The following is a 26,238-nucleotide window of genomic DNA, read 5'->3' as shown; positions in this document are numbered from 1 at the left end:
ACGCGTCAGGAGACGTAGCGGACGACGCTTTCGGCCACGCAGGCCGGCTTGGGCGAGCCCTCGATCTCCACGGTGGTGGACATCGTCGCCTGTGCTGCGCCGTTGCCGAGGTCGTCGACGCTCACCAGCGAGGTCACCGCACGCACCCGGGAGCCCACCGGCACCGGCGCGGGAAAGCGAACCTTGTTGAGCCCGTAGTTTATCGCGAGTTTGATCCCGTTGACGGTGTAGATCTGGTGCTGCAAGCGCGGCAGCAGCGCCAGAGTCATGAACCCATGGGCGATGGTCGTGCCGAACGGCCCCTTGGCCGCCCGCTCCGGGTCGACGTGGATCCACTGGTGGTCGCCCGTCGCGTCGGCGAACAGGTCGACGTCGTCCTGGGTGACGGTCACCCAGTCACTCGCACCGATGGTCTCGCCGGCGGCGGCGGCCAGGTCGGCTACTGAGTCGAAGGTGCGCATGGGAATTCCTGTTCGAAGGTGACGGTGCCGCCTGCACCCTATCGAAGCTCGCGGGCGGCCGGTTTCGGGGCTCGCTCAACGGGAATCCTGATCCAACGACTGGGAGGAAGAACAGTGGCAGAGAACAAGGGCTTCAAGAGCGAGGAAGACGTCGAGCCGGAAGCGCATCAGACGCGGTCGCGCGCGGCCGAGGGCGACAACGACGGCAGCTATGTGGGGGCGGCCGGCTCGGACGACACCTTCGACGCCGGCGAATCGGGCGCCGAGGCCCGCAGCGAACGGGGCTGACCCCACCGACGCAGAATGATCCGGTGAGGCTCTTGCTGATCGCCGACACCCACGTTCCGAAGCGGGCGCGCGACCTGCCCGCCCGGCTGTGGGACGAGGTCGCGCAGGCTGACGTCGTCGTCCATGCCGGTGACTGGGTGACCCCGGACCTACTCGACACGCTCGAGGCGCGGGCGGCCCGCCTGGTGGCCTGCTGGGGGAACAACGACGGCCCCGCGCTCCGGGCGCGGCTGCCGGAGCGGGCGGACGTGACGCTGGGCGGCGTGCGCCTTACCGTGGTGCACGAAACCGGTGCCGCGGGCGGCCGCGAAGCGCGGATGTCGCGGCTGTATCCCGACCGTGACGTCCTGGTGTTCGGGCATAGCCACATCCCCTGGGACACCACGACCGGCACCGGGTTGCGGCTGCTCAACCCGGGATCGCCGACGGATCGCCGCCGGCAGCCCTTCTGCACCTACATGACCGCGGACGTCGGCCGCGGGGCGCTGGGCGACGTGATTCTGCACCGCCTCGACAAGTAGCTGCTACCTAACCAACGCACAGCTCGCACCCATAAATAGCTCGCTTACAGAGGTATTGTTGGGGGGTGAAATCACGCACCGATCTGGTCACCGACGTGTTCCGCGTGGTGGGCAGATTCCGTCGTCAGCTCCGCAGATCGGCCGGTCGCGGGTTCGATTCGTCGCGGCTGACCGAGTCACAGGCGGAGTTGCTGTGGCTGGTCGGCCGGCAGCCGGGCATCTCGGTGAGCGCCGCGGCCGCCGAACTCGGGCTCAAGCCCAACACCGCCTCGACGCTGGTGTCAAAGCTGTCCTCCGGCGGGCTGCTCCTTCGGACGGTTGCGGACACCGATCGCAGGGTCGGCCAGCTGCGCCTCGCCGAGCCCGCACAGCAGGTCGCCGACGCGTCTCGGGCCGCGCGGCGCGCCCTGCTATCCGAGGTGCTCGCCGAGCTCGACGGCGAGCAGATCGAATCGTTGACAAAAGGATTGGAGGTCATCGACACAATGACCCGCAAACTGCAGGAGCGACAGTCATGAGCGGACCGCTGCCGCTGGCGGTCGACGCCAGAAACCTCACCCACCGCTACAACCGGTTCACCGCCGTCGACGACGTGACGTTGCAGGTTCGGCCCGGCGAGACCATGGGGCTGCTCGGGCCCAACGGCGCCGGGAAGACGACGATGGTGCGGATGCTCACCACACTCACCCCGGTGCAGCACGGCGAATTGCGCATCTTCGGCATGGACGCCCGTCACGAGACGACGGATATCCGAAGCAACATCGGCTATGTGCCGCAACAACTCTCGATCGAGCCGGCTCTGACGGGCCGACAGAACGTGGAGTGGTTCGCCCGGTTGTACGGAGTCCCCCGCCGCCATCGCACCGCCCGGGTCGACGAGGCCCTGGCCGCCCTGGAACTGCTCGACGTGGCCGACCGGGTGGCCGCCACCTACTCCGGCGGTATGGTCCGCCGGCTGGAAGTGGCTCAGGCGCTGGTCAATCGCCCGTCGCTACTGGTCCTGGACGAACCGACCGTCGGCCTGGACCCGATCGCACGCGACGGTGTCTGGACGCAGGTGCAGAAGATGCAGTCGCAGTACGGCATGACCGTCCTGCTGACAACGCATTACATGGAAGAGGCCGATGCGCTGTGCGACCGCGTCGCGCTGATGCACCGCGGCCGCCTGCGCGCCGCCGGAACGCCCGACAAGCTCAAATCGACCGTCTCGCCACGCGCCACGCTCGAGGACGTCTTCCGCCATTACGCGGCGTCCGGCCTGCGCGATGACCCGTCGCCGGAACCCGCCAGCGGGATCCGCGAAATCCGTTCCGCCAGAAAGGTCGCCCGCCGTGTCGGTTGATGCCAGCCCGCCCGCCCCGCCGGGAACGCTGGTGCGCGCGCCGCGCGGGTGGCAGCGCGTCGGCGCCACCATGAGCCGGATCGCGGCGTTCGCGATCGTCGAAATGCAGAAGCTGCAACACGATCGGACCGAACTCGTCACCCGCATGGTGCAGCCGGCGTTGTGGTTGTTGATCTTCGGCACCACGTTCAGCCACCTGCGCGTCATCGACAGCGGCCCCGTGTCGTACCTGGCGTTCCTGGCCCCGGGCATCATCGCGCAGTCGGCGCTGTTCATCTCGATCTTCTACGGCATCCAGATCATCTGGGATCGTGACGCCGGCGTGCTCGCCAAGTTGATGGTCACCCCGGCGCCGGCATCCGCCCTGATCACCGGCAAGGCGTTTGCGGCCGGCGTGCGGTCGGTCGCGCAGGTCGTCGGCGTTCTGGTGCTGGCCTACGCCATGGGCGTCGGACTCACCGTCAACCCGTTGCGGGTGTTGGCCGCCATGGGCATCGTCATGCTCAGCGCCGCGTTCTTCGCGTGCCTGTCGATGACGCTGGCCGGGCTGGTGCGCAACCGCGACCGGCTGATGGGAATCGGGCAGGCGATCACGATGCCGCTGTTCTTCGCCTCCAACGCCCTGTACCCGGTCAACGCGATGCCCGCCTGGCTGCGCGTGTTGAGCACCGTCAACCCGCTCAGCTACGAGGTCAACGCCCTGCGCGGCCTGCTGATCGGCAGCCCGTTCAACCCGATGGACATCGTGGTGCTCGTGGTGGCCGCGGTGCTCGGAATCGGGGCGGCGTCAACGCTGTTGCGCCGGCTGGTGTCGTAGGGGCGCCCGGCGTCGACCGATTCTGGGGCGAGGCCCAATCGTTAGCCAACCGCGACATCGCGCTTCGGCCGTGACAGCCGAGGCGTACGCCGCCGCTGTGTTTCACTGCCTCCGAACAGATTCGACCGCACCATGCGGCAGATGACAGTTGGGATGGGTAGGGAAGCGATGTCGTTCTTCACAGAGTTGCGAAAGCTGCACGGCGCAGCGGCAACAATGCCGCGCCGACTGGTCATCGCGGCGACGGGGGTCGCCCTGTTGGCCGGCCTCGTCGGCTTCGTCGGCGGCTCGGCTACCGCGGGGGCATTCTCGAAGCCGGGGCTGCCGGTCGAGTACCTGGAGGTGCCGTCACCGTCGATGGGCCGCAACATCAAGGTCGAGTTCCAGGGCGGCGGGCAGCACGGGGTCTACCTGCTCGACGGCCTGCGGGCGCAGGACGACTACAACGGCTGGGACATCAACACCCCGGCGTTCGAGGAGTTCTACCAGTCCGGGCTGTCGGTGATCATGCCGGTGGGCGGCCAGTCCAGCTTCTACAGCAACTGGTATCAGCCGTCGTCGGGCAACGGGCAGAACTACACCTACAAGTGGGAGACCTTCCTCACCCAGGAGATGCCCGCGTACCTACAGGCGAACAAGAACGTCTCGGCCGCCGGGAACGCCGCGGTGGGCCTGTCCATGTCGGGCGGTTCGGCGCTGATCCTGGCGGCGTACTACCCCCAGCAGTTCCCCTACGCCGCCTCGCTGTCGGGCTTCCTCAACCCGTCCGACGGCTGGTGGCCGACGCTCATCGGCCTGGCGATGAACGACTCCGGTGGATACAACGCCAACAGCATGTGGGGCCCGTCGTCCGACCCGGCGTGGAAGCGCAACGACCCGATGGTGCAGATCCCCCGGCTGGTCCAGAACAACACGCGCGTCTGGGTCTACTGCGGTAACGGGACGCCCAGCGACCTCGGTGGCGACAACATGCCGGCGAAGTTTCTGGAGGGGATGACGCTGCGGACCAACCAGCAGTTCCAGAACACCTACGCGGCCGACGGTGGGCGCAACGGCGTGTTCAACTTCCCGCCCAACGGCACGCATTCCTGGCCCTACTGGAATCAGCAGCTGGTCGCGATGAAGCCCGACATGCTGCAAGTGCTCCTCGGCAGCAACAACGCCGCCTAGGCGAGCACCGCCAAGAGCCGGCATCGGCAGCAGCGCACCGGTCAGCGCTGCTGCCGATGCCTATTTTTCGGCCTGCTCGCGGAGCAGCGCGCGGCGATCCTGGTGAAAGTACGTGTAGCCGGTGGTCAACGCGCACAGCACGGTAGCGGCCACCAGCATCCCGGTCCCGTTGATCAACAGGCTGATGCACCCGCCCAGCGTCGCCCCCGCGACGAAGCTGGCGAACAACAGGAAGTAGCCGAGCCAGTCCGCCGCCCGCCCCCCGGCGATGTGGCGCTCGATGCCCTGGCCCATCTTGACCAGCGTGCCGGTCACGTAACTCAGCGGCACCGACACCTCGCCGTCCTTGACAAACGACGTGTTGAGGGCGCCAATAGCGAAGGCCACCAACAGGATCGGCGCGAAATCGACGAAGTTCTCCTCCCATCCTTCGTCGATGATGTCCACCACGGTGGCGGCCAGCAGGCTGAAGGTGGCGAGCACCGTGGGCCCGTGCGGATGCGCCACCCAGAAGTGCCGCCGGCACACCGATGCGACCACGACGCCGGCCACGAAACACACGATCAACAGGGCCGCCGTGATGGACAGCACCGTGTCACCGCGGAAGAAGCCCAGAGCGGCCCGCTGGGCGTTTCCGGTCATGAACGTGACGAAATACCCCGCGGAGTGGGTGAACGCGGTGGCGCCCAGCACACCGGCCAGGCCCGCCAGGACCCAGGACAACCGCGACTCACTGTTGAAGACCTCGCCCGCCACACGACCATGCTTTCAGAAGGCCGCGCACATCGCAGGGCGCGCATAGCAAACTCCTATGCGCGCCAGAACGGCCCCGACGATCAGGTGGCGGTGATCCGGGCGATGGACCGCAGCGGTATCGGCAGCCATGCCGGCCGGTGACGGGACTCATAGCCGGCCTCGTAGACGGCCTTGTCGAGCTCATAGGCGACGAGCACCTGCGCCGAGTCCCGCGGATCGATGCCCGACACCGCGGCGTACCCGTCGCAGAACGCGGCGCAATTGCGTTCGACCCATTCCCGGGCCCGGGCGGCCAGCTGCTTGTCGGTGGGCTGCTCGACCAGCGGCCCGTAGGCCGCGTATTCGAACGACCGCAACACGCCGGCCACGTCGCGCAACGGGGAGTCCGGCGCCCGCCGCTCGTCGAGCGGCTGCCCCGGCTCGCCCTCGAAGTCGATCAGCAACCAGCTCTCCGGCGTGCGGAGCACCTGGCCCAGATGCAGGTCGCCGTGCACCCGTTGAACGGTGATCGTCTCGCCCGCGAGCTTGCCGAACCGCTCCTCGATGGTGGCCGCGTACTCCTGAAGTTCCGGAACGGATGACACGGCCGACGATAGCCGCGCGACCACCGTGTCCACCGGGAAAGGCGCCTGCGCCGTGCCGAGCTCCTCGGCCAGGGTGGCATGGACGGACGCGACGGCCTCGCCGAGCCGGTTGGCCTCGGCGGCGAAGTCACCGCCGACCTCGTAGGCGTAAAGGTCACCCTCGGCGAACAGGTCGCGCACGCTGGCGGTCGCCATCGCCCACCCTTCGGCCGCGTTGGACGCGAACTCGGTCACCATGCCCAACGGCCACGCCTCACCGTCGGAGGGTGCCATCTCGTAGGTGCCCAGCAGCCGGGCGACGTGCGGGTTGCCCGCGCGGCCGAGCACCCGGTTCAGCTCGATGTCCGGGTTGATGCCTCTGCTGACGCGGCGGAACACCTTGAAGATCGCGCGCCGGTCGAAGATCACGCTGGTGTTGCTCTGCTCGGCGTCGGAGACGTGCGGCATCGCCTCCAGCGGCAGCTCGACACCGGGCTCCTTGGTGAACGCGAGCCGGGTGTCCGACGAGTCGCGCTCGGCGGACGAATCGATCAGCGACAGCAGGAATTGCGGCGCGTCCGCGTCGTAGAGGGCGTCGAAACCGGTCCGGTTGTCGGCGGCGCCGATGGTCGCGACCGTGCTGTATTCGGAGACCGGGGCGGAGTCCCATCCGACGATCACCTGGTAACGCTCGGACGGGCCCTTGCTGTACTGGGCCTCGACCAGGACCAGGTCGAGGTCCTCCCGCAGCGGAACGACGACGCCGGCCTCGGCGGCCCTCAGCTCGCGGTTGCGCCCGGCGTACCAGCGTTGCTGGGGCAGCCACTCAGACCAGGGGAGCTTGGCGGGGCTCCCGGCAGGTGCAGTCATGCGTTCTCCTCACAGACGGGGGACAGCTGGAACCAGTAGAAGCCGTGTCCCGGGAGCGTCAGCAGATAGGGCAGGTGGCCGATCCGTGGAAATTCGACGTGCCCGGTGAGCTCCACCGGGGTGCACCCGCTCCAGTGCTGCAGGTTCAGCTCGATCGGCTGCGGAAAGCGGGAGAGATTGTTGACGCACAGCACGACGTCCCCATCGTCCCTGGCCTGGCGGACGAAAGCCAGCACCGACGGGTTCGAGCCGCCCAACTCCTCGAACGTCCCGACCGCGAACGCCTTGTGCCGGCGGCGCACCGACAGCATCATTCGGGTGAAGTTCAACAACGACGTCGAGGTGTCGCGCTGGGCCTCCACGTTGACCGCCTGGTAGCCGTACACCGAGTCCTGGCTGGGCGGCAGGTAGAGCCGGCCGGGGTTGGCCTTGGAGAAGCCGGCGTTGCGGTCGGGAGTCCATTGCATCGGGGTGCGCACCCCGTCGCGGTCCCCCAACCAGATGACGTCGCCCATGCCGATCTCGTCACCGTAATACAGCACCGGCGAGCCGGGCAGCGACAGCAGCAGCGCGGTGAACAGCTCGATCTGGTTGCGGTCGTTGTCCAGCAGCGGCGCCAGGCGCCGGCGGATGCCGACGTTGGCCTTCATCCTCGGATCCTTGGCGTACTCGGAGTACATGTAGTCGCGCTCTTCGTCGGTCACCATCTCGAGCGTCAGCTCGTCGTGGTTACGCAGGAAGATGCCCCACTGGGCCATGTCGGGGATCTCGGGCGTCTGCGCCAGGATTTCCGAGATGGGGAACCGGGATTCGCGGCGGACCGCCATGAAGATGCGGGGCATCAGCGGAAAGTGGAACGCCATGTGGCATTCGTCGCCGCCGGTGGTGGGGTCGCCGAAGTACTCGACGACGTCGGCCGGCCACTGGTTGGCCTCGGCCAGCAGCACCCGGCCGGGGAACTCGTCGTCGATCACCTTGCGGACACGCTTGAGGAATGCGTGCGTCTCGGGGAGGTTCTCGCAGTTGGTGCCCTCCCGCTCGAACAGGTAGGGCACGGCGTCGAGCCGGAAGCCGTCGATGCCCAGTCCCAGCCAGAAGCGCAACACATCGATCATCGCCTCTTGGACGGCGGGGTTGTCGTAGTTGAGGTCCGGCTGGTGGGAGAAGAAGCGGTGCCAGTAGAACTGGCGCCGCACGGGGTCGAAAGTCCAGTTCGACTCCTCGGTGTCCACGAAGATGATGCGGGCGTCGGTGTATTTCTGGCTGGTGTCGCTCCACACATAGAAGTCGCCGTACGGCCCGTCGGGGTCGTGACGCGACTCCTGGAACCAGGGATGCGATTCGGATGTGTGGTTCATCACCAGATCGGTGATCACCCGGATGCCGCGTTCGTGGGCCGCGTCGAGCAGCGCGACGAAGTCGTCGACCGTGCCGAACTCGGGCAGCACCTTGTAAAAATCCCGGATGTCGTAACCCCCGTCGCGCAGCGGCGAATCGTAGAACGGCGGGAGCCAGATGCAATCGATGCCCAGCCACTGCAGGTAATCGAGGCGACCCAGGAGCCCGCGCAGATCACCGGATCCGTCCGCGTTGGCGTCGAAGAACGCGCGGACCAGCACCTCGTAGAAGACGGCGTGCTTGAACCAAGTCGGGTCGGCGGGCAGGGCGGCGGCGTTGGTGAAGTCCTCGGCGTTGGGGTGTTCGACCACGCCCCCCGCCACGTGACTGCCCGCGGTCCGATGGTGCTCGACGGCGTCTATTGCGTCGTTCATCAATTCCACGATGCCACGGATACCCGAGGTGTGACGTTAAGAATCACGCACGTGTATAACCAACGAATTACGCCTGGCGGCAAAGGAATTCGCCGCCAGGCGCGCATCGTCGAAAACACGGATCAGGCCGGCGGCCCGTCGGCCAGCGTCACGTTCTGGGTGCGATTTTCACCCGACGCAGTGCGGAAGCTCACAGCGATGGTGTCGCCCGGATGATGCGGAACCAGCACGTCGGTCATCCCGGTCGCGCCGTTGATCGACACCCCGTCGACCGAGGTGATGACGTCACCGGGCGATATCCCCGCCTCCGCGGCCGGGCCGCTGGTGACCACCCGTTGGACCCGTGCGCCGTTACCGCCGTTGTCGACCACGCCCAGGCCGAGGAAGGCCGTCGGGCCGATGTGGACGGTCGGCGAGCCGGCGCCCGAGCGAATCTGGCCGGCCACTCCCATCGCCCGGCCGATCGGGATGGCGAAGCCCTGACCGCCGGACATCTTGTAGCTGTCGGTGGCCGCGGTGTTCATCCCGATCACCTGGCCGGCGTTGTTCACCATGGGACCGCCCGAGTCACCGGGCTTGATCGGCGCGTCGGCCTGGATCAGCCCGCCCAGGTTCTCTTCCGCGCCGGTCAGGGTGTCGGTCGCCGACACGCTCTGATTGAGGGCGAGGACCCTGCCGGCCACGGCGCTGGGCGTCCCGCCCTGCCCACCGGCGTTGCCGAGGGCGACCACGGGGTCGCCGACGTTGACCCCGCCGCCGATCGCGGCGGTCGGAAGTCCGGCCGCGCCGCGCAGCTGTAGCACCGCGACGTCCTGGGTGCGGTCGTAGCCGACGACGTCGACGGCGTACGTCTGCCCGTTGCCGACGTCGAACGCGCTGATGTCGGTGGCGCCGGAGATCACGTGGTTGTTGGTCAGCACGACACCGCCCGGATCGATGACGATCCCGGTCCCGGCGCCGACGGCGTTGTTGTAGCCGAACTTGGTGTTGATATTGACCACCTGCGGGCCGACCTGGCCGACCAGCGCGGACGGGTCGAGCGGCGCCTGCGGGCGATCACTGAATCGGTCGAGCGCCAGGGTGGACGGCGCCGCGGACGCCGGTAGCGCGCCCAGGCCCAGCCCCATACCCAGTCCGACCACGGCCAGCACGCTGACCGGCCATGACCGCCAGACCGGGCGGTGCGATTTGCTCATCCCGTCACCTTCCTGCATCGCGATAACATCAGAACTGTCTCGGCCTCCGGCTCCGGGCGACAGAACTCTTGTCGATATAACCGTAATGCAGGTAGCCAAGCATGGTAGAGCCGCATTCTTATCGACTGCCTATCTTTGGGCGTCGCCGCTAGGACCTGGTGGGCGTGATGCGCTGGTTCAGGTGGTGGCTGATGTCACCGACCATGTCGATGAGCGTGAGGTCGCGATAGCAGAATCGCCACCGCCCGTCGGCGCCGCCGACCCGCTCGAAACGGTCGTGGTACCGGCCGGCGACGATGACCTGGAGCGGGAGTTCCTGCGTCTGCTGCAGGACGGTGTAGTAGCTGCGGCACGTCGCGGTGTGAGCGTCCTCGTCGACCTCGATGATCGGGTTGGTGGTCACGTGCTTCGTTCGCGGTGTCCCGTCGTGAAGCACGATCATCGCCTTCCAGATCGCCAGTAGGCCGGCCGCGTCGATGGTGCTCTCCGGGGCCTCCCCCGGCCCGACCCTGAGGCGGGCATGCTCAAACAGCTCCGCCGCACCGGCCAGGTCGCCGGTGTCGATGCACTCGGCGTAGCGATAGAGAAGGTTGGCGATCTGGGTCTCGGCCCGCATCCGGTTAACCTAGCGCGGCGACGATGCCGACCGGAACGGTCGGCGCCCTAGGCTGGGCGGATGGGCGAATTCGACCCCAGGGCCAGCTTTGCGCGGTCTCCGGTCGCCCGGCTGGCCACCGCGGCGCCCGACGGCACCCCGCATCTCGTGCCGGTGGTATTCGCCGTCGACGATGACGTCGTCTACACGGCCGTCGACGCGAAACCCAAGACGACGCGGCGGCTGCGCCGCCTGACCAACATCGCCGGCAACCCAAGGGTCTGCCTGCTCGTCGACCATTACGACGACGACTGGACGCGGCTGTGGTGGGTCCGGGCCGACGGGGCCGCCGCCATCCACCGGGACGCCGACGCGATGGCACCCGGACTCGCGTTGCTGCGCGCGAAATACCACCAGTACCAATATTTTTCACTGCACGGCCCGGTGATTACGGTGACCGTGCACCGCTGGTCGAGCTGGCACGCCTAACCATCCGGTCGATCCTCGTCCGCCACGGTCTTGTGGTCGGGGATGGTTGGGGGAAAGGTGGCTGATAGGTCAACGCAACGACGCGCCCTGGGCAACACGGAGGAAAGTCATGGCGGACAGGACGAATACTTCCCAAGGGGTCGCTCCCACCGCCGACGGTCCGGGCGATATCCGCAACGTGGTCCTGGTGGGGCCGTCGGGGGGCGGCAAGACCACGCTCGTTGAATCCCTGTTGGTGGCGGCCGGCGTGCTGTCGAGGCCCGGCTCGGTCACCGAGGGCAGCACCGTCTCCGACTACGACGAGGCCGAGATCCGGCAACAACGATCGGTGGGTGTGGCGGTGGCCTCCCTGGCCCACGACGGCATCAAGGTCAACCTGATCGACACGCCGGGGTACGCCGACTTCGTCGGGGAGTTACGGGCCGGGTTGCGGGCCGCGGACTGTGCGTTGTTCGTGATCGCGGCGAACGAGGGCGTCGACGAGCCGACCAAGTCGCTGTGGCGGGAATGCAACCAGGTCGGCATGCCCCGCGCCGTGGTGATCACCAAGCTCGACCATGCCCGCGCCGACTACCAGGAGGCACTGGCCGCCGCGCAGAATGCGTTCGGCGACAAGGTGCTACCGCTGTACCTGCCAACCGGCCTGCCCGCGTGCGATGGCCTGATCGGATTGCTCTCCCAGGCGCGCTACTCCTACGCGGGCGGCGAGCGGACCGCGCACCCGACGGACCCGTCGGACACCGACCGGATCGAGCGGGCGCGCGGCACGCTGATCGAGGGAATCATCGAGGAATCCGAGGACGAGTCGCTGATGGAGCGTTACCTCGGCGGGGAATTTATCGACGAGTCGGTCCTCGTGCAGGACCTGGAGCGGGCCGTCGCCCGGGGTTCTTTCTTCCCGGTCATCCCCGTGTGCAGCGAGACCGGCGTCGGCACTCTGGAGTTGCTGGAAGTCGCCACCCGTGGCTTCCCGTCGCCCATGGAACACCCGCTGCCCGAGGTCTTCACGCCGCAGGGCGTTTCGCACGCCACATTGTCCTGTGACCCGGCCGGGCCGCTGCTCGCGGAGGTGGTGAAGACGACGTCGGATCCCTACGTCGGCAGGGTCAGCCTGGTCCGGGTGTTCTCCGGCACCATCAGGCCCGACGCAAGCGTCCATGTGTCGGGCCATTTTGCGTCGTTCTTCGGCTCGACCAACGGCGACGGAAGCACGCACCCCGACCACGACGAGGACGAGCGCGTCGGCGTCCTGTCCTTCCCGCTCGGCAAACAACAACGGCCGGCGCAGGCGGTGGTGGCGGGCGACATCTGTGCGATCGGCAAGCTGAGCCGCGCGGAAACGGGTGACACGCTTTCGGACAAGTCCGAGCCGCTCGTCCTGAAGCCGTGGACGATGCCCGAGCCGCTGCTGCCGGTTGCCATTGCGGCGCATGCCAAGACCGACGAAGACAAGCTCTCGGTCGGCCTGGGGCGGTTGGCCGCCGAAGATCCGACCCTGCGAATCGAGCAGAACTCGGAGACCCATCAGGTCGTGCTCTGGTGCATGGGTGAAGCCCACGCGGGCGTGGTGCTCGACGCGCTGGCCAACCGGTACGGCGTCACCGTCGACACCGTGGAACTCCGGGTGCCGCTGCGGGAAACGTTCGGCGGCAAGGCGAAAGGCCACGGCCGCCACGTCAAGCAGTCCGGTGGGCACGGCCAGTACGCGGTGTGCGACATCGAGGTCGAGCCACTACCCGAGGGCGCCGGGTTCGAGTTCATCGACAAGGTGGTCGGCGGGGCGGTGCCGCGGCAATTCATTCCCAGCGTGGAGAAGGGCGTGCGCGCGCAGATGGAAAAGGGGGTGCACGCCGGCTACCCGGTGGTGGACATCCGGGTCAGCCTCCTCGACGGCAAAGCCCACAGCGTCGACTCGTCGGACTTCGCGTTCCAGATGGCCGGCGGGTTGGCGCTGCGGGAGGCGGCGGCCGCGACGAAGGTGGCGCTGCTGGAGCCGATCGACGAGATCGCGGTGCTGGTGCCCGACGACTTCGTCGGGGCGGTCATGGGCGACCTGTCGGGGCGGCGCGGTCGGGTGCTCGGCACGGACACCGTGGCTGGCGACCGCACTCTGGTCAGGGCCGAAGTGCCCCAGGCCGAGCTGACGCGATACGCGATCGACCTGCGCTCGTTGGCCCACGGCGCCGCCTCGTTCACCCGTTCGTTTGCCCGCTACGAGCCCATGACGGAATCCGCCGCCGCGCGCTTGAAGGCGACCGTCTGAGCGCTGGGGCCTTCATGCCTTGCGGCCGAACAGGTTCGCCACCGCGCGACGGTCCAGCGAACCCTTCGGCGTGTGCGGCAGTTCGCCGGCCGTCTCGAAGCTCGCCGGCACCTCGAAGGGAGCCAGCCGCCCGCGGCAGAAGTCCGCGAGCTCGTCGGGCGTGGGTGAGGCCGGGCCGCGGGGAACGATCACGGCCGCGACGGCCTCCCCGTACATCTTGTCCGGCACGGCGAAGACGGCCACCTCGAGAATGTCGGGATGGCTGGCCAGGATTCCCTCGACGTGCTCGGGGGAGATCTTTTCGCCACCACGGTTGATCAGTTCCTTAATGCGGCCGCGGATCCTGAGCTCGCCGGAGGCCGACAACGAACCGAGGTCACCGGTCCGCAACCAGCCGTCGGTGAAGTTGGCGGCGGTGATCGCGGGGTCACCGAGGTAGCCGCGGACCACGGTGGGGCCGTGCAGCCAGATCTCGCCGACGGTCTCCGCGGGCACCGGTTGGCCGTCGGATCCGACGATGCGGATCTCCGGACCGGTCGACCGGCCCACCAGACCCGGTGTGGCGGCGGGGTTCTCACCGGCTCCGATGCCGGTGGTGGCCGCCTGGTGGGTGGCTTCGGTCATACCGAAGGCGCAGACCACCGGCGCCGAGAACGTGTCCTGCAACTCCTGCGCCGTCTCCGCGGTGAGCGGAGCGCTGCAGCTGCGGATGAAGCGCAGTGCGGCCCGTTCGGCCCGGTGTTCGGCCTTGGCGCGCTCCAGCAGGATCTGGTGGATCGTCGGGACCGCGGTGTACCAGGTGGCCCCGGCGGCCCCGATGTCGTCCCAGAAGGTGTGCGCCGAGAACCGGCCGCGCGCCGGCAGCAGCACGGTGCCGCCGGAGGCGAGGGTCGCCAGCAGCGCCGCGAGCAGGCCGTGACCGTGGTAGAGCGGCATCACCGCGACGGTCGCGTCCCGCGCGCTGAGTTGATAGCCGCCGACGATGGCCCGCACCGAGGCGGCGAGGTTGGCGCGGGTCCAGGGCACCATCTTCGGCACGCCGGTGGTTCCCCCGGTGAACATGATCATGGCGTCGTCGTCGCGCAGCCCCTCCGGCGCGGCCACGTCGTCCCTCGGTGCGGCCGCGGCGTCGAGGTGCACCGCCAATGCGGTGCCGTCGCGACCCTCCGCGTCGCGGTGCCCCACCGCGATCGGCCACCACCGCATTGCCGGCTCGTCGTTGTCGCCCGGGCCCGCGCCGTCGACCAGCACCGCCCGTGCTCCGGCCGCCTCGCTGCGCAGGCGCTGCTCGCCCACCGGCAGGGCCGGATCGAGCGGCACCGCCACCAGGTCCGCCCGCGACGCGGCCAGCAGGCCGACGACAAACTCGGCATTGCTCCCGGCCCGCAGCGCGATCCGGTCTCCGGGCCGAAGGCCCGCCCGCGCCAGCTGTCCGGCCAGGTCGTCGACGAGGCCCACCAGGTCGCGATAGCTCACCGGGACGCGGCCGGCGGTGACCACCAGCGCCGCCTTGTCCGGCGACCGGACCGCCGCCGCCTCGACCAGGTCGGCGATGCGCTCTTGCCCCCGGGCCGGCGCCCCCATGGCTTGCGTGGTCGCCTCGGTTGTCATCGCCGCACTCCTTCCGGTTCCGGTGAAAGCCTCTGCCGGCACCATGCCGAGCTACCCGGTGACTCGTCCAATACTCATCCGATCACGAGTGATAATCCGTACCTATTGAACCCTGTTCCCCGAAGGCCATCGTGGACACCCGAATCACATCGACCCCCGAGGAGTCGCCACCATGACATCCGCTGCGGCACGTTCGGGCGAAGAGCAGGCACCGGCGCGCCTGACCGACGGCTTCCACCTGGTGGTGGAGGCGCTGCGGGCCAACGACGTCGGCACGATCTACGGGCTGGTCGGCATCCCGATCACCGATCTAGCCCGGGTGGCACAGGCGTCGGGCATTCGCTACCTCGGCTTCCGGCAGGAAACCTCGGCGGGCAACGCCGCGGCCGCCGCCGGTTTCCTCACCGGCCGGCCGGGTGTGTGCCTCACCACGTCCGGGCCCGGATTCCTCAACGGCCTGCCCGCGCTGGCCAACGCCACGACGAACTGTTTTCCGATGATCCAGATCTCGGGTTCGAGCAACCGCGCCATGGTGGACCTGCAGCGCGGCGACTACCAGGACCTCGACCAACTCGGCGCCGCGCGGCCTTTCGCGAAGGCGGCCTACCGCATCGGCCGGATCGAGGACATCGGCCGGGGCGTCGCCCGGGCCATCCGGACCGCGGTCTCCGGGCGTCCGGGCGGGGTCTACCTCGACGTCCCCGGAGAGGTCCTGGGCCAGGCCATCGACGCCTCCGCCGCGGCCGCCACGATCTGGCGGGTCGCCGATCCGGCGCCCCGCCAGCTACCCGCTCCGGAAGCGGTCGAGCGCGCGCTGGACGTGCTGAGGCAGGCACGACGACCGTTGATCGTGCTGGGCAAGGGGGCCGCATACGCCAAAGCCGAGAAGGAAATCAGGGCGTTCGTCGAGGCGACAGGGTTCCCGTTCCTGCCGATGTCGATGGCCAAGGGGCTGTTGCCGGACTCCCACCCGCAATCCGCCGCGGCCGCCCGCTCGCTCGCGATCGCCCGCGCCGACGCCGTCCTGCTGGTCGGCGCGCGGCTGAATTGGCTGCTGGGACATGGGCAGTCACCGCAATGGTCCGCCGACGCCAAGTTCGTGCAGGTCGACATCGCGGCTTCGGAGCTCGACAGCAACCAGCCGATCGCGGCGCCCCTCGTCGGTGACATCGGGTCGGTGATGACGGCGCTGCGCGACGCGGTGGCCACCCGTCCGATCACGGCGCCCACGGCGTGGACCGCGGAGCTCGCCGACCGAAAAGACCGCAATGACGAGAAGATGCGTGAGCGACTGGCCGAAAATCCACACCCCATGCGGTTTTACAATGCGCTCGGCGCGATTCGCGATGTGCTGCACGAGAATCGGGACGTATACGTGGTCAACGAGGGTGCCAACGCCCTGGACGTGACGCGCAACGTGATCGACATGGAGCTGCCGCGCCACCGGCTCGACACGGGCACCTGGGGGGTGATGGGCATCGGCATGGGCTACGCCATCGGCGCCGCGGTGGAGACCGGCAAGCCGGTGGTAGCGATCGAGGGGGACAGCGCCTTCGGATTCAGCGGAATGGAGATCGAGACGATCTGCCGCTACCGGCTGCCGGTGGTGGTCGTCATCCTCAACAACGGCGGTGTCTACCGCGGCGACGAGGCGCCGGCCGGGGGCGATCCGGCGCCCACGGTGCTGAACGCGCGTGCCCATCACGAACGGATCGCCGAGGCCTTCGGCGGCAAGGGGTATCACGTCACCACCCCCTCCGAGCTGCGGTCGGCGCTGACGGAAGCGATCGCCTCCCGGGCGCCGGCGATCGTCGACTGCGAACTCGACCCGGCGGCCGGGGTGGAAAGCGGGCACCTGGCGAGCCTCAATCCGAGGCGCGCGGCGACCTGAGCCTGGTCAGCGCCGCCGCATGATCGCCGTTAGCTGCGCGTCGAAGAACTCGTCGAGCCGCAACCGTCCGGCGGACGCGCTGAGCGCCCGGGAGATCGGCGACCCGGGGCCGGCCGAGCCGGTGGCGAGCGCGACGTCGGCCTTGAGCGTCGGATCGACCAGCTCGACGGCGCGGACCTCAGCGCTCAGGGTCGTCGTCCACAGCCAGGTGTGCGGAACGATGCACGCCCAGTCACCCGTGGCCGCCTGCGCGAACAACGATGCGACGGAGTCGGTTTCGACTTGCGGTGTCACCATTATGGCGTGACCGGCGAAGGCCTTGTCGATGATCTGACGGTCGCGCATGTCGGGCGTCAACAGGGCCAGCGGCAGCTGTGCGGCCTCCGGCCAACTCAGCGTCGAGGCGCCGGAGGGCAACATGTCGGCCGACGAGAGCAGTACGTACCGCTCCTGATAGAGCGGTACCAAGTTGACGTCGTGGTCGTCGCCGGGGTCGACGTGCACGATCGCGGCGTCCAATTCGAAGTCGCGCAGGCGCCGGTACAGTTCGGTGGCGGCCAGGCGGGAAAGTATGTGCACCTTGACCAACGGGTGCGCCGAACAAAACGCGGAAAGCAACAGGGAGGCCGTCGTCGAGGCGGTGGGCACCGTGCCCAGCCGGAGCGTCCCGCTGATGCCCGACCGCACCGCGTGCACCTCGGCCTTGAACGCGTCGTGCTCGGCGAGAATGCGCTTGGCCCACACCACCAACCGCTCGCCCTCGGGCGTGAGGCCCTCGAAGCTGTGCCCGCGATTGATCAGCGTGACATCGAGCTCGCGCTCCAGCTTCGCGATCGCCGCCGACAGCGCGGGTTGGGAGACATAGCATTTCTCGGCCGCCCGCGCGAAGTGCCGCTCCTGGGCCACCGCAACGAAATACTCCAGTTGACGGAAGAGCATCCACACCTCCTCCGCATCGCGCACCGTCGGTTGACAATGCCGCTGAGGCTAACGCGTCGCTAGGTTGCCAGCCAGTCCAGCGTTTCCGACAGGTTCCGAACGTGGACCCCGATGGCGCGGCATTCGTCGACGCCGCGACCGTACAGGCCCGAAATCGCATCCGAGACGAGGACGATCCGGAAATCGCGTTCGGAAGCCTCGTAAATCGAGGTCCGCGGACAGTTGGGGAAGTTGCACCCCGCGAAAACCAGTGTGTTACAGCCCAGTTCGTGCAAGTGTCGCTCAAGACCGGTGCCATAGAAGGCACCCCACCGGGCCTTGTACATCACGTGTTCGACCGGCCCGATCTGCTGGAAGCCGCCGGCCAGCAGCAACGCGTGATCCAAATCAACGGCGTCAGGCAGCAATTCTGGGGCGATCTGCGACCCGGGGCTGCCCGGTTCGGCGTACCGTGCGCCCTGCTCGATCGGTCGGCGCCGGACCAGATCGGCATTCGACCCGTCGGTTGCGTAGAGCCGCACGACGTGGACGATCGGGAGCCCGCGCCCGCGAAAAGCTCTCGCCAGCGCGCCCATCGCCGGAAGCGCCGCGCCCGTACCGTCGATCCGCATCGGGGCGTCGTCGGCATAGAAGTCCCGCTGCACGTCGATCAGTACCAGCGCGGCGGAATCGGCTGACGGCCGCGTGTAAGGATCACCCGGGCCCATCCCCCGCTCCTTCGGCGATTTCGCCCCGTCGGCATCGAACTCAACCGGCCGGCCGCATCGTGATCATGGCGACGGGGCGAGGCAGCCATTGTTTGCTGAAAACCGTATTGGACAGACCGACAGTAGAATACCGTTGTGTTGATTGCACCATCCCGAAGGGTTGAGGCCATGCGTCGAGCGGTTCGTTATCTATCCGTTATGGTAGCGATCACGACGCTGGGCCTGTTCGGCCGCGTCGCACTCACCCACGCCGCCGTCCCACTCCCCGAGCCCGTACCGGCCGTGGCGTCGATTTTGCCCGTCAACGGCGCGGTGGTGGGCGTGGCGCACCCAGTCGTCGTGACGTTCGCGGCGCCGGTCGCCGATCGGGGCGCGGCCGAGCGTTCCATCCACGTCTCGTCGCCGAGCGCCATGCCGGGGCACTTCGAATGGCTGGGCAACAACATCGTGCAGTGGGTTCCGGCCCGGTACTGGCCGGCGCACTCCCACGTTTCCGTGGGAGTGCAGGCGCTGAACACCGGTTTCGACACCGGTGACCAGTTGCTCGGCGTGGCCAGCCTGTCGGACCACACCTTCACGGTCAGCCGCAACGGCGAGGTGCTGCGCACCATGCCGGCGTCGATGGGCAAGCCCAGCCGGCCCACGCCTCTCGGCAGCTTCACCGCCCTGGAGAAGCAGCGCAGCGTGGTGATGGATTCGCGCACCATCGGCATCCCGCTGAGCTCGCCCGAGGGGTACAAGATCACCGCCCAATACGCCGTGCGCGTGACCTGGGGCGGCGTCTACGTGCACTCGGCCCCGTGGTCGGTGGACTCACAGGGCCACGCCAACGTCAGCCACGGCTGCATCAACCTCAGCCCGGACAACGCCGCCTGGTACTTCAACCAGGTGAACGTGGGCGACCCCATCCAGGTAGTCGCCTGACTCCCGCTCCGTTTCACCCGGGCGCCCCCCCCCCTGTGATCGCGGTCACAGCGATTGAACGGAAGTCCGGGCCGTGGCAGTGAGTTCTCGGTATACGAGCGATTCGAACGGGAGGCTGCCCATGACCGGTGCGACGAAGCTCGAACGGTTGAACCGTTTGCACGCCAACGACCCGCAATTCCAGAGTGCCCGGCCCGACCCCGCCCTGCAGGCCCGGGCGCGCCGGCCCGGGCTCCGCCTCCCGGAGATCCTGGAGACCCTGGTGCAGGGCTACGCGGACCGTCCCGCGGTCGGCTGGCGGGCGCGCTCACCGATCACCGATCCCGCGACCGGCCGGACCTCGGCGCAGCTGCTGCCCCGCTTCGACACGCTCACCTATCGCGAGCTCTGGGACAACGTCCGCGCGATCGCGACCGCGTGGCACCAGGACGCCTCGAACCCGGTGGAGCCCGGCGACTTCGTCGCCACCCTGGGCTTCGCCAGCCCCGAATACCTGACCGTCGACCTGGTGTGCGCCTACCTCGGCCTGGTGGCGGTTCCGCTGCAGCACAATGCTTCGGCCTCGCGGCTGCGGCCGATCGTCGAGGAGGCCGAGCCGCGCGTTCTCGCCACGGGCGCCGGCTATCTGGATCTTGCCGTCGAGGCGGCGCTCGCCAGCACCTCGCTGCGTCGACTCGTCGTGTTCGACTACCAGCCGGAGGTGGACGACCAGCGCTCGAACCTCGATCGCGCGCGGGCGAAGCTGGCCGCCGCCAACGTGACGCTGACGATCGAGACGTTCGACGAGCTCGTCGAACGTGGGCGCGGATTGCCGCCGGAGCCGGTTTACCTGGGTGGCACCGATGAGCGGCTGGCGATGATCATGTACACCTCGGGGAGCACCGGACTGCCCAAGGGCGCCATGTACACCGAGCGCATGGTCGGCAAGGTCTGGACAAACCAGTTGATGCCGGACCTTGCCGAATCCCCGGTGTTCAACGTCAACTTCATGCCGCTGAACCACCTCGGCGGCCGGATTCCGCTGTCGACGGCGTTCCAGGCCGGCGGCACCAGCTATTTCGTGCCGGAGAGCGACCTGTCCACCTTGTTCGAGGACTGGACGCTGGTGCGGCCCACCGAGATGGGGCTGGTTCCGCGGGTGGCCGAGATGCTGTATCAGCGCTACCAGAGCGGGGTGGACCGGCGGGTCGGCGATGGCGCCGATGGCGCTGCCGCGGAGGCCGAGGCGTTGGCCGAGCTGCGCGAAGACGTGCTCGGGGGACGCATCCTCACCGCCTTCTGCGGCACCGCGCCGCTCGCGGCGGAGATGAAGGCCTTCGTCGAGGCGTGCCTGGACGTGCGCGTCCTCGACGGATACGGGCTGACCGAGGTGGGCATGGTGTCCAAGGACGGCCGCATCGTCAGCCCGCCGGTGCTCGACTACAAGCTCGTCGACGTCCCCGAGTTGGGCTACTTCCACACCGACAAGCCGCATCCCCGCGGTGAGCTACTGGTCAAATCGCTCACCGCCACACCCGGCTACTTCAAGCGGCCCGACGTGACCGCCGACGCGTTCGACGAGGACGGTTACTACCGGACCGGTGACGTGATGGCGGAGCTCGAGCCCGGCCGGCTCGCGTATGTCGACCGGCGCAACAACGTGCTGAAGCTGTCCCAGGGCGAGTTCGTCGCCGTCGCGCGGCTCGAGGCCATCTTCGCCAGCGCGGGGCTCGTCCGGCAGATCTTCGTGTACGGCAACAGCGAGCGCCCCTACCTGCTGGCAGTCGTCGTGCCCACCGCCGACGCGCTCGAGAGGTTTGCCGACGACGAAGACGGGTTGCGGGCGGCCCTGAGCGAATCACTGCGCCAGGCAGCCAGACTCGCCGAATTGCAGCCCTACGAGGTGCCCGCCGACTTCCTGATCGAGTACGAGCCGTTCAGCGAGGACAGCGGGCTGCTGTCCGGGGTGGGCAAGCTGCTGCGGCCAAAACTCAAGGAGCACTACGGGGAGCGGCTCGAGCAGCTGTACGCGGAGCTGGCCGCCACCCGAGCGACGGAGTTGCGCGCGCTGCGCGAGGGGGCCGCGAGCCGGCCCGTCGTCGACACGCTGGCCCGCGCCGCCGAGGCGCTGCTCGGGCTGGCGGGCGGCCCCCCGGAACCCGGCGCGCTGTTCATCGAGCTGGGCGGTGACTCCTTGTCGGCGCTGACCTTCTCCAACCTGCTGCACGACATCTTCGACGTCGACGTACCGGTGGGGCAGATCATCGGCCCGGCCACCGACCTCCGCCAAATCGCGAATTTCATCGAATCCGAACGTGATTCGGGATCGCAGCGTCCCACGTTCGCGACGGTGCACGGACGCGACGCCACCGAGGTTCGCGCCGCGAACCTGAAGCTGGCGGCGTTCATCGACGCCGAGACGCTGGCCGGGGCCCCGACGCTGCCCAGCGCCGCCGGCACGCCGCACACCGTGCTGCTGACCGGGGCCAACGGCTACCTCGGGCGGTTCCTCTGCCTGGAGTGGCTGGAGCGCATGTCCGAAACCGGCGGGCGGCTCATCTGCATCGTGCGGGGCGCCGACGACAAGGCGGCCGCCAAGCGGCTCGACGACGTCTTCCACAGCGGTGACCCGGAACTGGTCAGGCGTTTCCGCGACCTGGCCACCGACCACCTCGAGGTCGTCGCCGGCGATATCGGTGACCCGAACATGGGTGTGAGCCAACATGTTTGGGACCGTCTCGCCCAGAGCGTCGACCACATCGTGCACCCGGCGGCGCTGGTCAACCACGTCTTGCCCTACGACCAGTTGTTCGGGCCCAACGTCGTGGGCACCGCCGAGGTCATCCGCCTGGCGATCACCGGCCGGATCAAGCCGGTCACGTATCTGTCGACGGTGGCCGTGGCCATGTCGATCGATCCGGGCGGGTTCTCCGAAGACGGTGACATCCGGGCGATCAGCCCGGCCCGCCCCCTCGACGCCAGCTACGCCAACGGATATGCGAACAGCAAATGGGCGGGTGAGGTACTGCTCCGCGAGGCGCACGACCTTTGCGAACTGCCGGTGGCCGTTTTCCGGTCCGACATGATCCTTGCCCACAGCCGCTACGCCGGACAGTTGAACGTGCCGGATGCCTTTACCCGCTTGATCATCAGCCTCCTGACGACCGGCATCGCCCCGGCCTCGTTCTATCGGGCCGGCGACGACGGCGGCCGGGCGATCGCCCACTACGACGGCCTGCCCGCCGACTTCGTCGCCGAGGCGGTGACCACGCTCGGCGAGCAATTGGCAACGGCCGGTTCCGCGGGTTTCCGGTCCTTCGACGTGATGAACCCGCACGACGACGGCGTCTCGCTCGACGTGTTCGTCGATTGGTTGGTCGGCGCCGGCCATGACATCCGGCGCATCGACGACTACGACGAGTGGCTCGGCCGGTTCGAAACGGCGCTCCGGGGCCTGCCGGACAAGCAGCGTCAGCACTCGGCGCTGCCGTTGCTGGACGCCTACCGGGAGCCGCAGCAGCCGCTGCGGGGCGCGCCCGCGCCGACCGATGTCTTCCGTGCCGCCGTGCAGGAGGCGAAAATCGGTGCGGACAAGGACATTCCGCATCTGTCGGCGGCGCTGATCAGCAAGTACGTCGCGGACCTGCGGCTGCTTGGCCTCACCTGAGGCCGCCGGGGCCTACCCGGGTAGGTTGCTCTTGATCGCGGCGTCCTGCTTGCGGCCGATATCCGTCGCGATGGCGGGATCGATCGGGTCGCTGGGCGCGCTGTCGAACTCCAGGTTCACGAGCGCCTTGCCCTCGGTGAACAACAGCACGGCGATCGCCTGCGAATTGTCCGACGACGTACCGGAGATCATGGTCCCGTTGGATCCGACGTCCACCGGCTGCCAGGTTCCGCTGACCTTGCTGCCGTAGTTGGTCTTGGTGTTTTCCACCCCGGCCGCCGCGGCCGCGGGATCGGCGACGATCAGGATCGTGTCGCCGATCCGGCGGCTGTTATCGGCACTCGCGAACAACTGCGCGACCCCGGCCGCGTTGTTCGGATTCAGCACCGGAGGTTGCGGCGCGGTGAAGTCCCCGCCGACATCGCTCGCCTTGATCAGCAGGGAGCTGTAGTCCCTCGGCTGACCGGGCGGGCTGGTCACGCTACCGGAGGCGACCGAGGTGGTGGAGGGGGACGACGACGGTCCAGACGCCGTGTTGCCGCCGCAACCGGCGACCGCGGCGCCGGCCACGAGCGCGGCGGTGACCGCGACAGAGATCCGAGCAACCATGCGAATTCCTTCCGATCCGGGCCTTAACGAACATACGCGCACGCGCCGACCTCGGGGTATGGGCCGGCGGCCTATGCTGGCGCGGGGCGAGGAAGTCATGCGGGGCGAGGAGTTTCCAGATGGCGGTTGAGGAGGCACGCGCCGTGCGGTTCGACCGTTACGGCGGACCCGAAGTCTTGTATGTGACCAACATCGACATGCCCGTCCCGGGCACCGGCGAGGCGGTGGTCGAGGTCCGCGCCGCCGGGATCAACCCGGGCGAGGCCGCCATCCGCTCCGGCGCGATGCATGAGATATTTCCCGCCACCTTCCCGTCCGGCGAGGGCAGCGATCTCGCCGGTGTCGTGACCGCGGTGGGACCGGGAGTCACCGAGTTTTACGTGGGCGACGAGGTGCTGGGTTTCAGCCTGCGCCGGTCCAGTCACGCCACCCATACCGCGGTGCCCGTGGGCCAGCTGATCCGCAAACCGCCCGAATTGAGCTGGGAGAAGGCGGGTTCGCTGTACGTCGCGGGGGTGACGGCGTACGCGGCCGTGCGGGCGGTGGGGCCCCGCCGGGGGGAGACGGTCGCCGTGTCCGCGGCGGCCGGTGGGGTGGGCAGCCTCGTCGTGCAACTCCTGGTGTCGAAAGAGGCCGTGGTGCTTGGCATCGCCGGGGCGGGCAACGCCGAGTGGTTGCGCAACCACGGCGCCATTCCGGTCCCCTATGGCGACGGGCTGGCCGACCGGCTGCGCGAGGCGTCACCGGGCGGTGTCGACGCCTTCATCGACCTCTTCGGCCCGGACTACCTCGATCTGGCGGTGAGTCTCGGTGTGCCGCCGGAGCGGATCGAGACCATCATCTCGTTCGAGAAGGCCGCGGAGGTCGGAGCCAAGACCGAGGGCAGCATGGACGCCTCGACGCCCGAGGTGCTCGGCGAGATCGCCGGCCACGTCGCGAGCGGCGCAATCGATTTCGACATCGCCGACACCTTCCCGCTCGAGCGGGTGGCCGACGCCTTCGAGGTGCTCGAGCGGCGCCATACCCATGGCAAGATCGTTCTGCTGCCTACGAATTCACAGTCAACCGACGGGCCCCACGATGCCCGCCTGCACGATCTTGACGACGACCAGCGCCACCGCCACCAGCAGATAGCCGCGCAGGGTGAACAGGCCCGCCCGGCGGATCGGTGACATGGCCGGACGCCCCAACCCGGCCAGGTCGGGGGTTTGCCACGACATGCGGTCCTGCCGACGCACCGCGCGGCGCTCGGCCCGTGTGAGCGACGGGGTGTCGTCCAGCTCGTCGACGTCGTGCGGGTCCAGCCCGCCCCCGAGGGACCCGACGGTGAGCTCCGCGGCGCGCTTTGCCTTCTGCCGGCTGCCGGCAATGATCGCGGCGGCCCCACCGGCGATGCCGGTTACCGCGCCGCCGGCGAATCCGGCCTCGATCGTGCCGGTGGACAGGGTCGGGAAGAAGGTGGTCGCCGTCAGCGCCAGCGACAACAGCACGAGCGACCACAAGATCGCCCAGGCGACGATGTTCTGCCGCACCGTATTCGACCACGGCCCCAGCACCGCCCGATCGTTGCAGAGGAGCACCAAGAACACGGTGGCCGACGGCAGCAGGACGCCGGCGAGCGCCTGCACACCCTGAGTCACCAGCCCAAGGATGTGGTCGGGGCTGAAGGCCACCGCCGCCGACACGGCAAGCAGCGCCGCGTATCCGCCGTAGAACAGCGGCGCCTCGCTGATCTTCCAATGCAGCGAGTGTCGCCGGCCCATCGCGTCCCCGATAGCGTAGGTGGTGGCCAGGCCGATGGCATTGGCGCCGATCAGCGATGCGTCCAGCAAGATGACGGCGAACAGCGTGCCGACCGTGCCGCCGAGGTGTTTGGTCAGGGCGGACGCGACCGCTCCGGCGTCGGTGAAGTGCCCGACGTCGGCGGTGCCGGCCAACCCGAAGGCCGTCACCGCCATCAGCGCCGTCGCCCCGACGACCACCACCACGATGCCGATGACCAAATCCGCACGTGCGTAGGGAATCCAGCGGGCCGTGATGCGCTTGTCGACCACATTGGACTGCTGGAAGAAGAGCTGCCAGGGTGCGACGGTGGTGCCGACGATCGCCACGACCAACAGCAGCACCGTGGAGTTGAGGCCACCCGAGAAATGTGGGAGCAGCCCGGCGGCGGTGCGGTTGACGGTGGGGTGGACCAGCAACACCATCGGGATGATCAACATGTTCACCGCGATGAGCGCGAACATGAGCGCCTCCCAGCGCCGGAACGACCCCCCGGCCACCACCGCGAACAGCAGCACGGCGGCGGCCGGTACCGCGATGGCCTTCGGACATCCGAGGAAACCCAACGCCATTGAAACGCCGATGAATTCGGTGACGATGGTCAGGGCGTTGAGGATCAGCAGATCGCCCACGCTGAACGCGCCCCAGAATCTGCCGAAGCGGGCGAAGATCAACCGCGCGTGCCCGACGCGGGTGACGGCGCCGAGCCTCAGCACCATCTCCTGGTTCACGAACAGCACCGGGATCAGCATCGTCAGCGTCCACAGCAGGCCCATCCCGTGGTTCTGCCCGGCCTGTGCGTAGGTCGCGACGCCGCCGGCGTCGTTGTCGCCCACCATCACGATTAACCCCGGCCCGGTGATGACCATCAGGGTCCGCAGACGGCGCCAGCGGCCCGTGAACGCCCCGGCGCCGTCGCGCTGGATTCGGCCGAACGCGCCGACGATGTCGGCGTCGGGGCTGCGGAGGTCGCCGCCCGCGGACAGGGATGTCATCGGATTTCTCGCTCTCGCAGGCTAGTTCGAG

At 68.5% G+C, this 26,238-nt stretch carries 21 protein-coding genes and 2 pseudogenes; 12 read left to right on the top strand and 11 right to left on the bottom strand.

Annotated elements, in window-relative coordinates; genetic code table 11:
* Window positions 1–5: 5 nt before the first annotated feature.
* Window positions 6–461 carry a MaoC family dehydratase gene (locus tag SKC42_RS21495; protein WP_330966288.1) on the bottom strand — a complete coding sequence of 152 codons (456 nt, stop codon included), beginning with the start codon at window positions 459–461 and terminating at the stop codon, window positions 6–8.
* A 114-nt stretch (window positions 462–575) separates the two neighbouring features.
* Here SKC42_RS21495 and SKC42_RS21490 point away from each other — a divergent pair, with 114 nt between their 5' ends.
* The 6 genes and pseudogenes from SKC42_RS21490 to ag85C all read left to right on the top strand — a co-directional run bounded on the left by SKC42_RS21490 (window position 576) and on the right by ag85C (window position 4,705).
* Window positions 576–749: a hypothetical protein gene (locus SKC42_RS21490; protein WP_330966287.1), complete on the top strand. Its 174-nt coding sequence runs from the start codon at window positions 576–578 to the stop codon at window positions 747–749.
* A 23-nt stretch (window positions 750–772) separates the two neighbouring features.
* Complete coding sequence (locus tag SKC42_RS21485) at window positions 773–1,270, top strand: metallophosphoesterase family protein (protein WP_330966286.1); 498 nt, start codon at window positions 773–775, stop codon at window positions 1,268–1,270.
* A 65-nt stretch (window positions 1,271–1,335) separates the two neighbouring features.
* Window positions 1,336–1,788, top strand: a complete 453-nt coding sequence (locus SKC42_RS21480; RefSeq protein ID WP_330966285.1) for a MarR family winged helix-turn-helix transcriptional regulator — start codon at window positions 1,336–1,338, stop codon at window positions 1,786–1,788.
* On the top strand, window positions 1,785–2,612 hold the full coding sequence (locus SKC42_RS21475) for an ATP-binding cassette domain-containing protein (protein ID WP_330966284.1): 828 nt from the start codon (window positions 1,785–1,787) through the stop codon (window positions 2,610–2,612). Before SKC42_RS21480 ends, SKC42_RS21475 begins: the two co-directional genes overlap by 4 nt.
* Window positions 2,613–2,682: 70 nt before the next feature.
* Entirely contained in the window at window positions 2,683–3,429 is a 747-nt protein-coding gene (locus SKC42_RS21470; RefSeq protein WP_442932219.1) for an ABC transporter permease, read from the top strand.
* Window positions 3,430–3,597: 168 nt separating this feature from the next.
* A pseudogene (gene ag85C / locus SKC42_RS21465) lies at window positions 3,598–4,705 on the top strand (diacylglycerol acyltransferase/mycolyltransferase Ag85C).
* On the opposite strand, the gene SKC42_RS21460 reads toward ag85C, so the two are convergent.
* From SKC42_RS21460 to SKC42_RS21440, 5 genes are all read right to left on the bottom strand, one after another.
* The gene (locus SKC42_RS21460; protein ID WP_330966282.1) at window positions 4,660–5,355 is read right to left on the bottom strand and encodes a YoaK family protein; all 696 of its coding nucleotides are present in this window, start codon (window positions 5,353–5,355) and stop codon (window positions 4,660–4,662) included. The pseudogene ag85C and the gene SKC42_RS21460 sit on opposite strands and share 46 nt — an antisense overlap.
* An 80-nt stretch (window positions 5,356–5,435) precedes the next feature.
* The gene (locus tag SKC42_RS21455; RefSeq protein WP_330966281.1) at window positions 5,436–6,788 is read right to left on the bottom strand and encodes a maltokinase N-terminal cap-like domain-containing protein; all 1,353 of its coding nucleotides are present in this window, start codon (window positions 6,786–6,788) and stop codon (window positions 5,436–5,438) included.
* Window positions 6,785–8,560: a maltose alpha-D-glucosyltransferase gene (gene treS / locus SKC42_RS21450; protein WP_330966280.1), complete on the bottom strand. Its 1,776-nt coding sequence runs from the start codon at window positions 8,558–8,560 to the stop codon at window positions 6,785–6,787. The genes SKC42_RS21455 and treS overlap by 4 nt, the downstream gene beginning before the upstream one ends.
* Before the next feature lie 122 nt (window positions 8,561–8,682).
* The gene (locus SKC42_RS21445; RefSeq protein ID WP_330966279.1) at window positions 8,683–9,756 is read right to left on the bottom strand and encodes a S1C family serine protease; all 1,074 of its coding nucleotides are present in this window, start codon (window positions 9,754–9,756) and stop codon (window positions 8,683–8,685) included.
* 148 nt (window positions 9,757–9,904) lie between these two features.
* Window positions 9,905–10,372: a nuclear transport factor 2 family protein gene (locus SKC42_RS21440; protein ID WP_330966278.1), complete on the bottom strand. Its 468-nt coding sequence runs from the start codon at window positions 10,370–10,372 to the stop codon at window positions 9,905–9,907.
* Between the two features lie 60 nt (window positions 10,373–10,432).
* Here SKC42_RS21440 and SKC42_RS21435 point away from each other — a divergent pair, with 60 nt between their 5' ends.
* Together SKC42_RS21435 and SKC42_RS21430 are read left to right on the top strand one after the other, a co-directional pair.
* Window positions 10,433–10,840, top strand: a complete 408-nt coding sequence (locus tag SKC42_RS21435) for a TIGR03668 family PPOX class F420-dependent oxidoreductase (protein WP_330966277.1) — start codon at window positions 10,433–10,435, stop codon at window positions 10,838–10,840.
* Between the two features lie 109 nt (window positions 10,841–10,949).
* On the top strand, window positions 10,950–13,103 hold the full coding sequence (locus tag SKC42_RS21430; RefSeq protein WP_330966276.1) for an elongation factor G-like protein EF-G2: 2,154 nt from the start codon (window positions 10,950–10,952) through the stop codon (window positions 13,101–13,103).
* A 12-nt stretch (window positions 13,104–13,115) separates the two neighbouring features.
* Here the strand turns inward: SKC42_RS21430 and SKC42_RS21425 are convergent, their stop codons facing one another.
* A complete protein-coding gene (locus SKC42_RS21425; RefSeq protein WP_330966275.1) occupies window positions 13,116–14,714 on the bottom strand; it encodes a FadD7 family fatty acid--CoA ligase in 1,599 nt (532 codons plus the stop codon).
* A 172-nt stretch (window positions 14,715–14,886) separates the two neighbouring features.
* On the opposite strand from SKC42_RS21425, the gene oxc reads away from it, so the two are divergent.
* The gene (oxc, locus tag SKC42_RS21420; RefSeq protein WP_330966274.1) at window positions 14,887–16,605 is read left to right on the top strand and encodes an oxalyl-CoA decarboxylase; all 1,719 of its coding nucleotides are present in this window, start codon (window positions 14,887–14,889) and stop codon (window positions 16,603–16,605) included.
* 6 nt (window positions 16,606–16,611) lie between these two features.
* On the opposite strand, the gene SKC42_RS21415 is transcribed toward oxc, so the two are convergent.
* Complete coding sequence (locus tag SKC42_RS21415) at window positions 16,612–17,544, bottom strand: LysR family transcriptional regulator (protein WP_330966273.1); 933 nt, start codon at window positions 17,542–17,544, stop codon at window positions 16,612–16,614.
* Between the two features lie 59 nt (window positions 17,545–17,603).
* Window positions 17,604–18,251: a cysteine hydrolase family protein gene (locus SKC42_RS21410; protein WP_330966272.1), complete on the bottom strand. Its 648-nt coding sequence runs from the start codon at window positions 18,249–18,251 to the stop codon at window positions 17,604–17,606.
* A 168-nt stretch (window positions 18,252–18,419) separates the two neighbouring features.
* On the opposite strand from SKC42_RS21410, the gene SKC42_RS21405 reads away from it, so the two are divergent.
* Entirely contained in the window at window positions 18,420–19,175 is a 756-nt protein-coding gene (locus SKC42_RS21405; protein WP_330966271.1) for a L,D-transpeptidase, read from the top strand.
* Window positions 19,176–19,296: 121 nt separating this feature from the next.
* The gene (gene car / locus SKC42_RS21400; RefSeq protein WP_330966270.1) at window positions 19,297–22,821 is read left to right on the top strand and encodes a carboxylic acid reductase; all 3,525 of its coding nucleotides are present in this window, start codon (window positions 19,297–19,299) and stop codon (window positions 22,819–22,821) included.
* 12 nt (window positions 22,822–22,833) lie between these two features.
* Here the strand turns inward: car and SKC42_RS21395 are convergent, their stop codons facing one another.
* Window positions 22,834–23,430 (bottom strand): hypothetical protein, encoded by a 597-nt coding sequence (locus SKC42_RS21395; protein WP_330966269.1) that lies wholly within the window; start codon window positions 23,428–23,430, stop codon window positions 22,834–22,836.
* A 119-nt stretch (window positions 23,431–23,549) separates the two neighbouring features.
* Here SKC42_RS21395 and SKC42_RS21390 point away from each other — a divergent pair.
* Window positions 23,550–24,491 (top strand): annotated as a pseudogene (locus SKC42_RS21390) (NADP-dependent oxidoreductase); the annotation flags it as partial.
* Here the strand turns inward: SKC42_RS21390 and SKC42_RS21385 are convergent.
* On the bottom strand, window positions 24,492–26,207 hold the full coding sequence (locus SKC42_RS21385; protein WP_330966268.1) for an NRAMP family divalent metal transporter: 1,716 nt from the start codon (window positions 26,205–26,207) through the stop codon (window positions 24,492–24,494).
* Between the last annotated feature and the right edge of the window lie 31 nt (window positions 26,208–26,238).

The organism is Mycobacterium sp. 050134, from assembly GCF_036409085.1.
GTDB lineage: Bacteria > Actinomycetota > Actinomycetes > Mycobacteriales > Mycobacteriaceae > Mycobacterium.
Note: the sequence above shows the minus strand (reverse complement) of the source record. Positions and strands in the feature narration are given on the sequence as shown.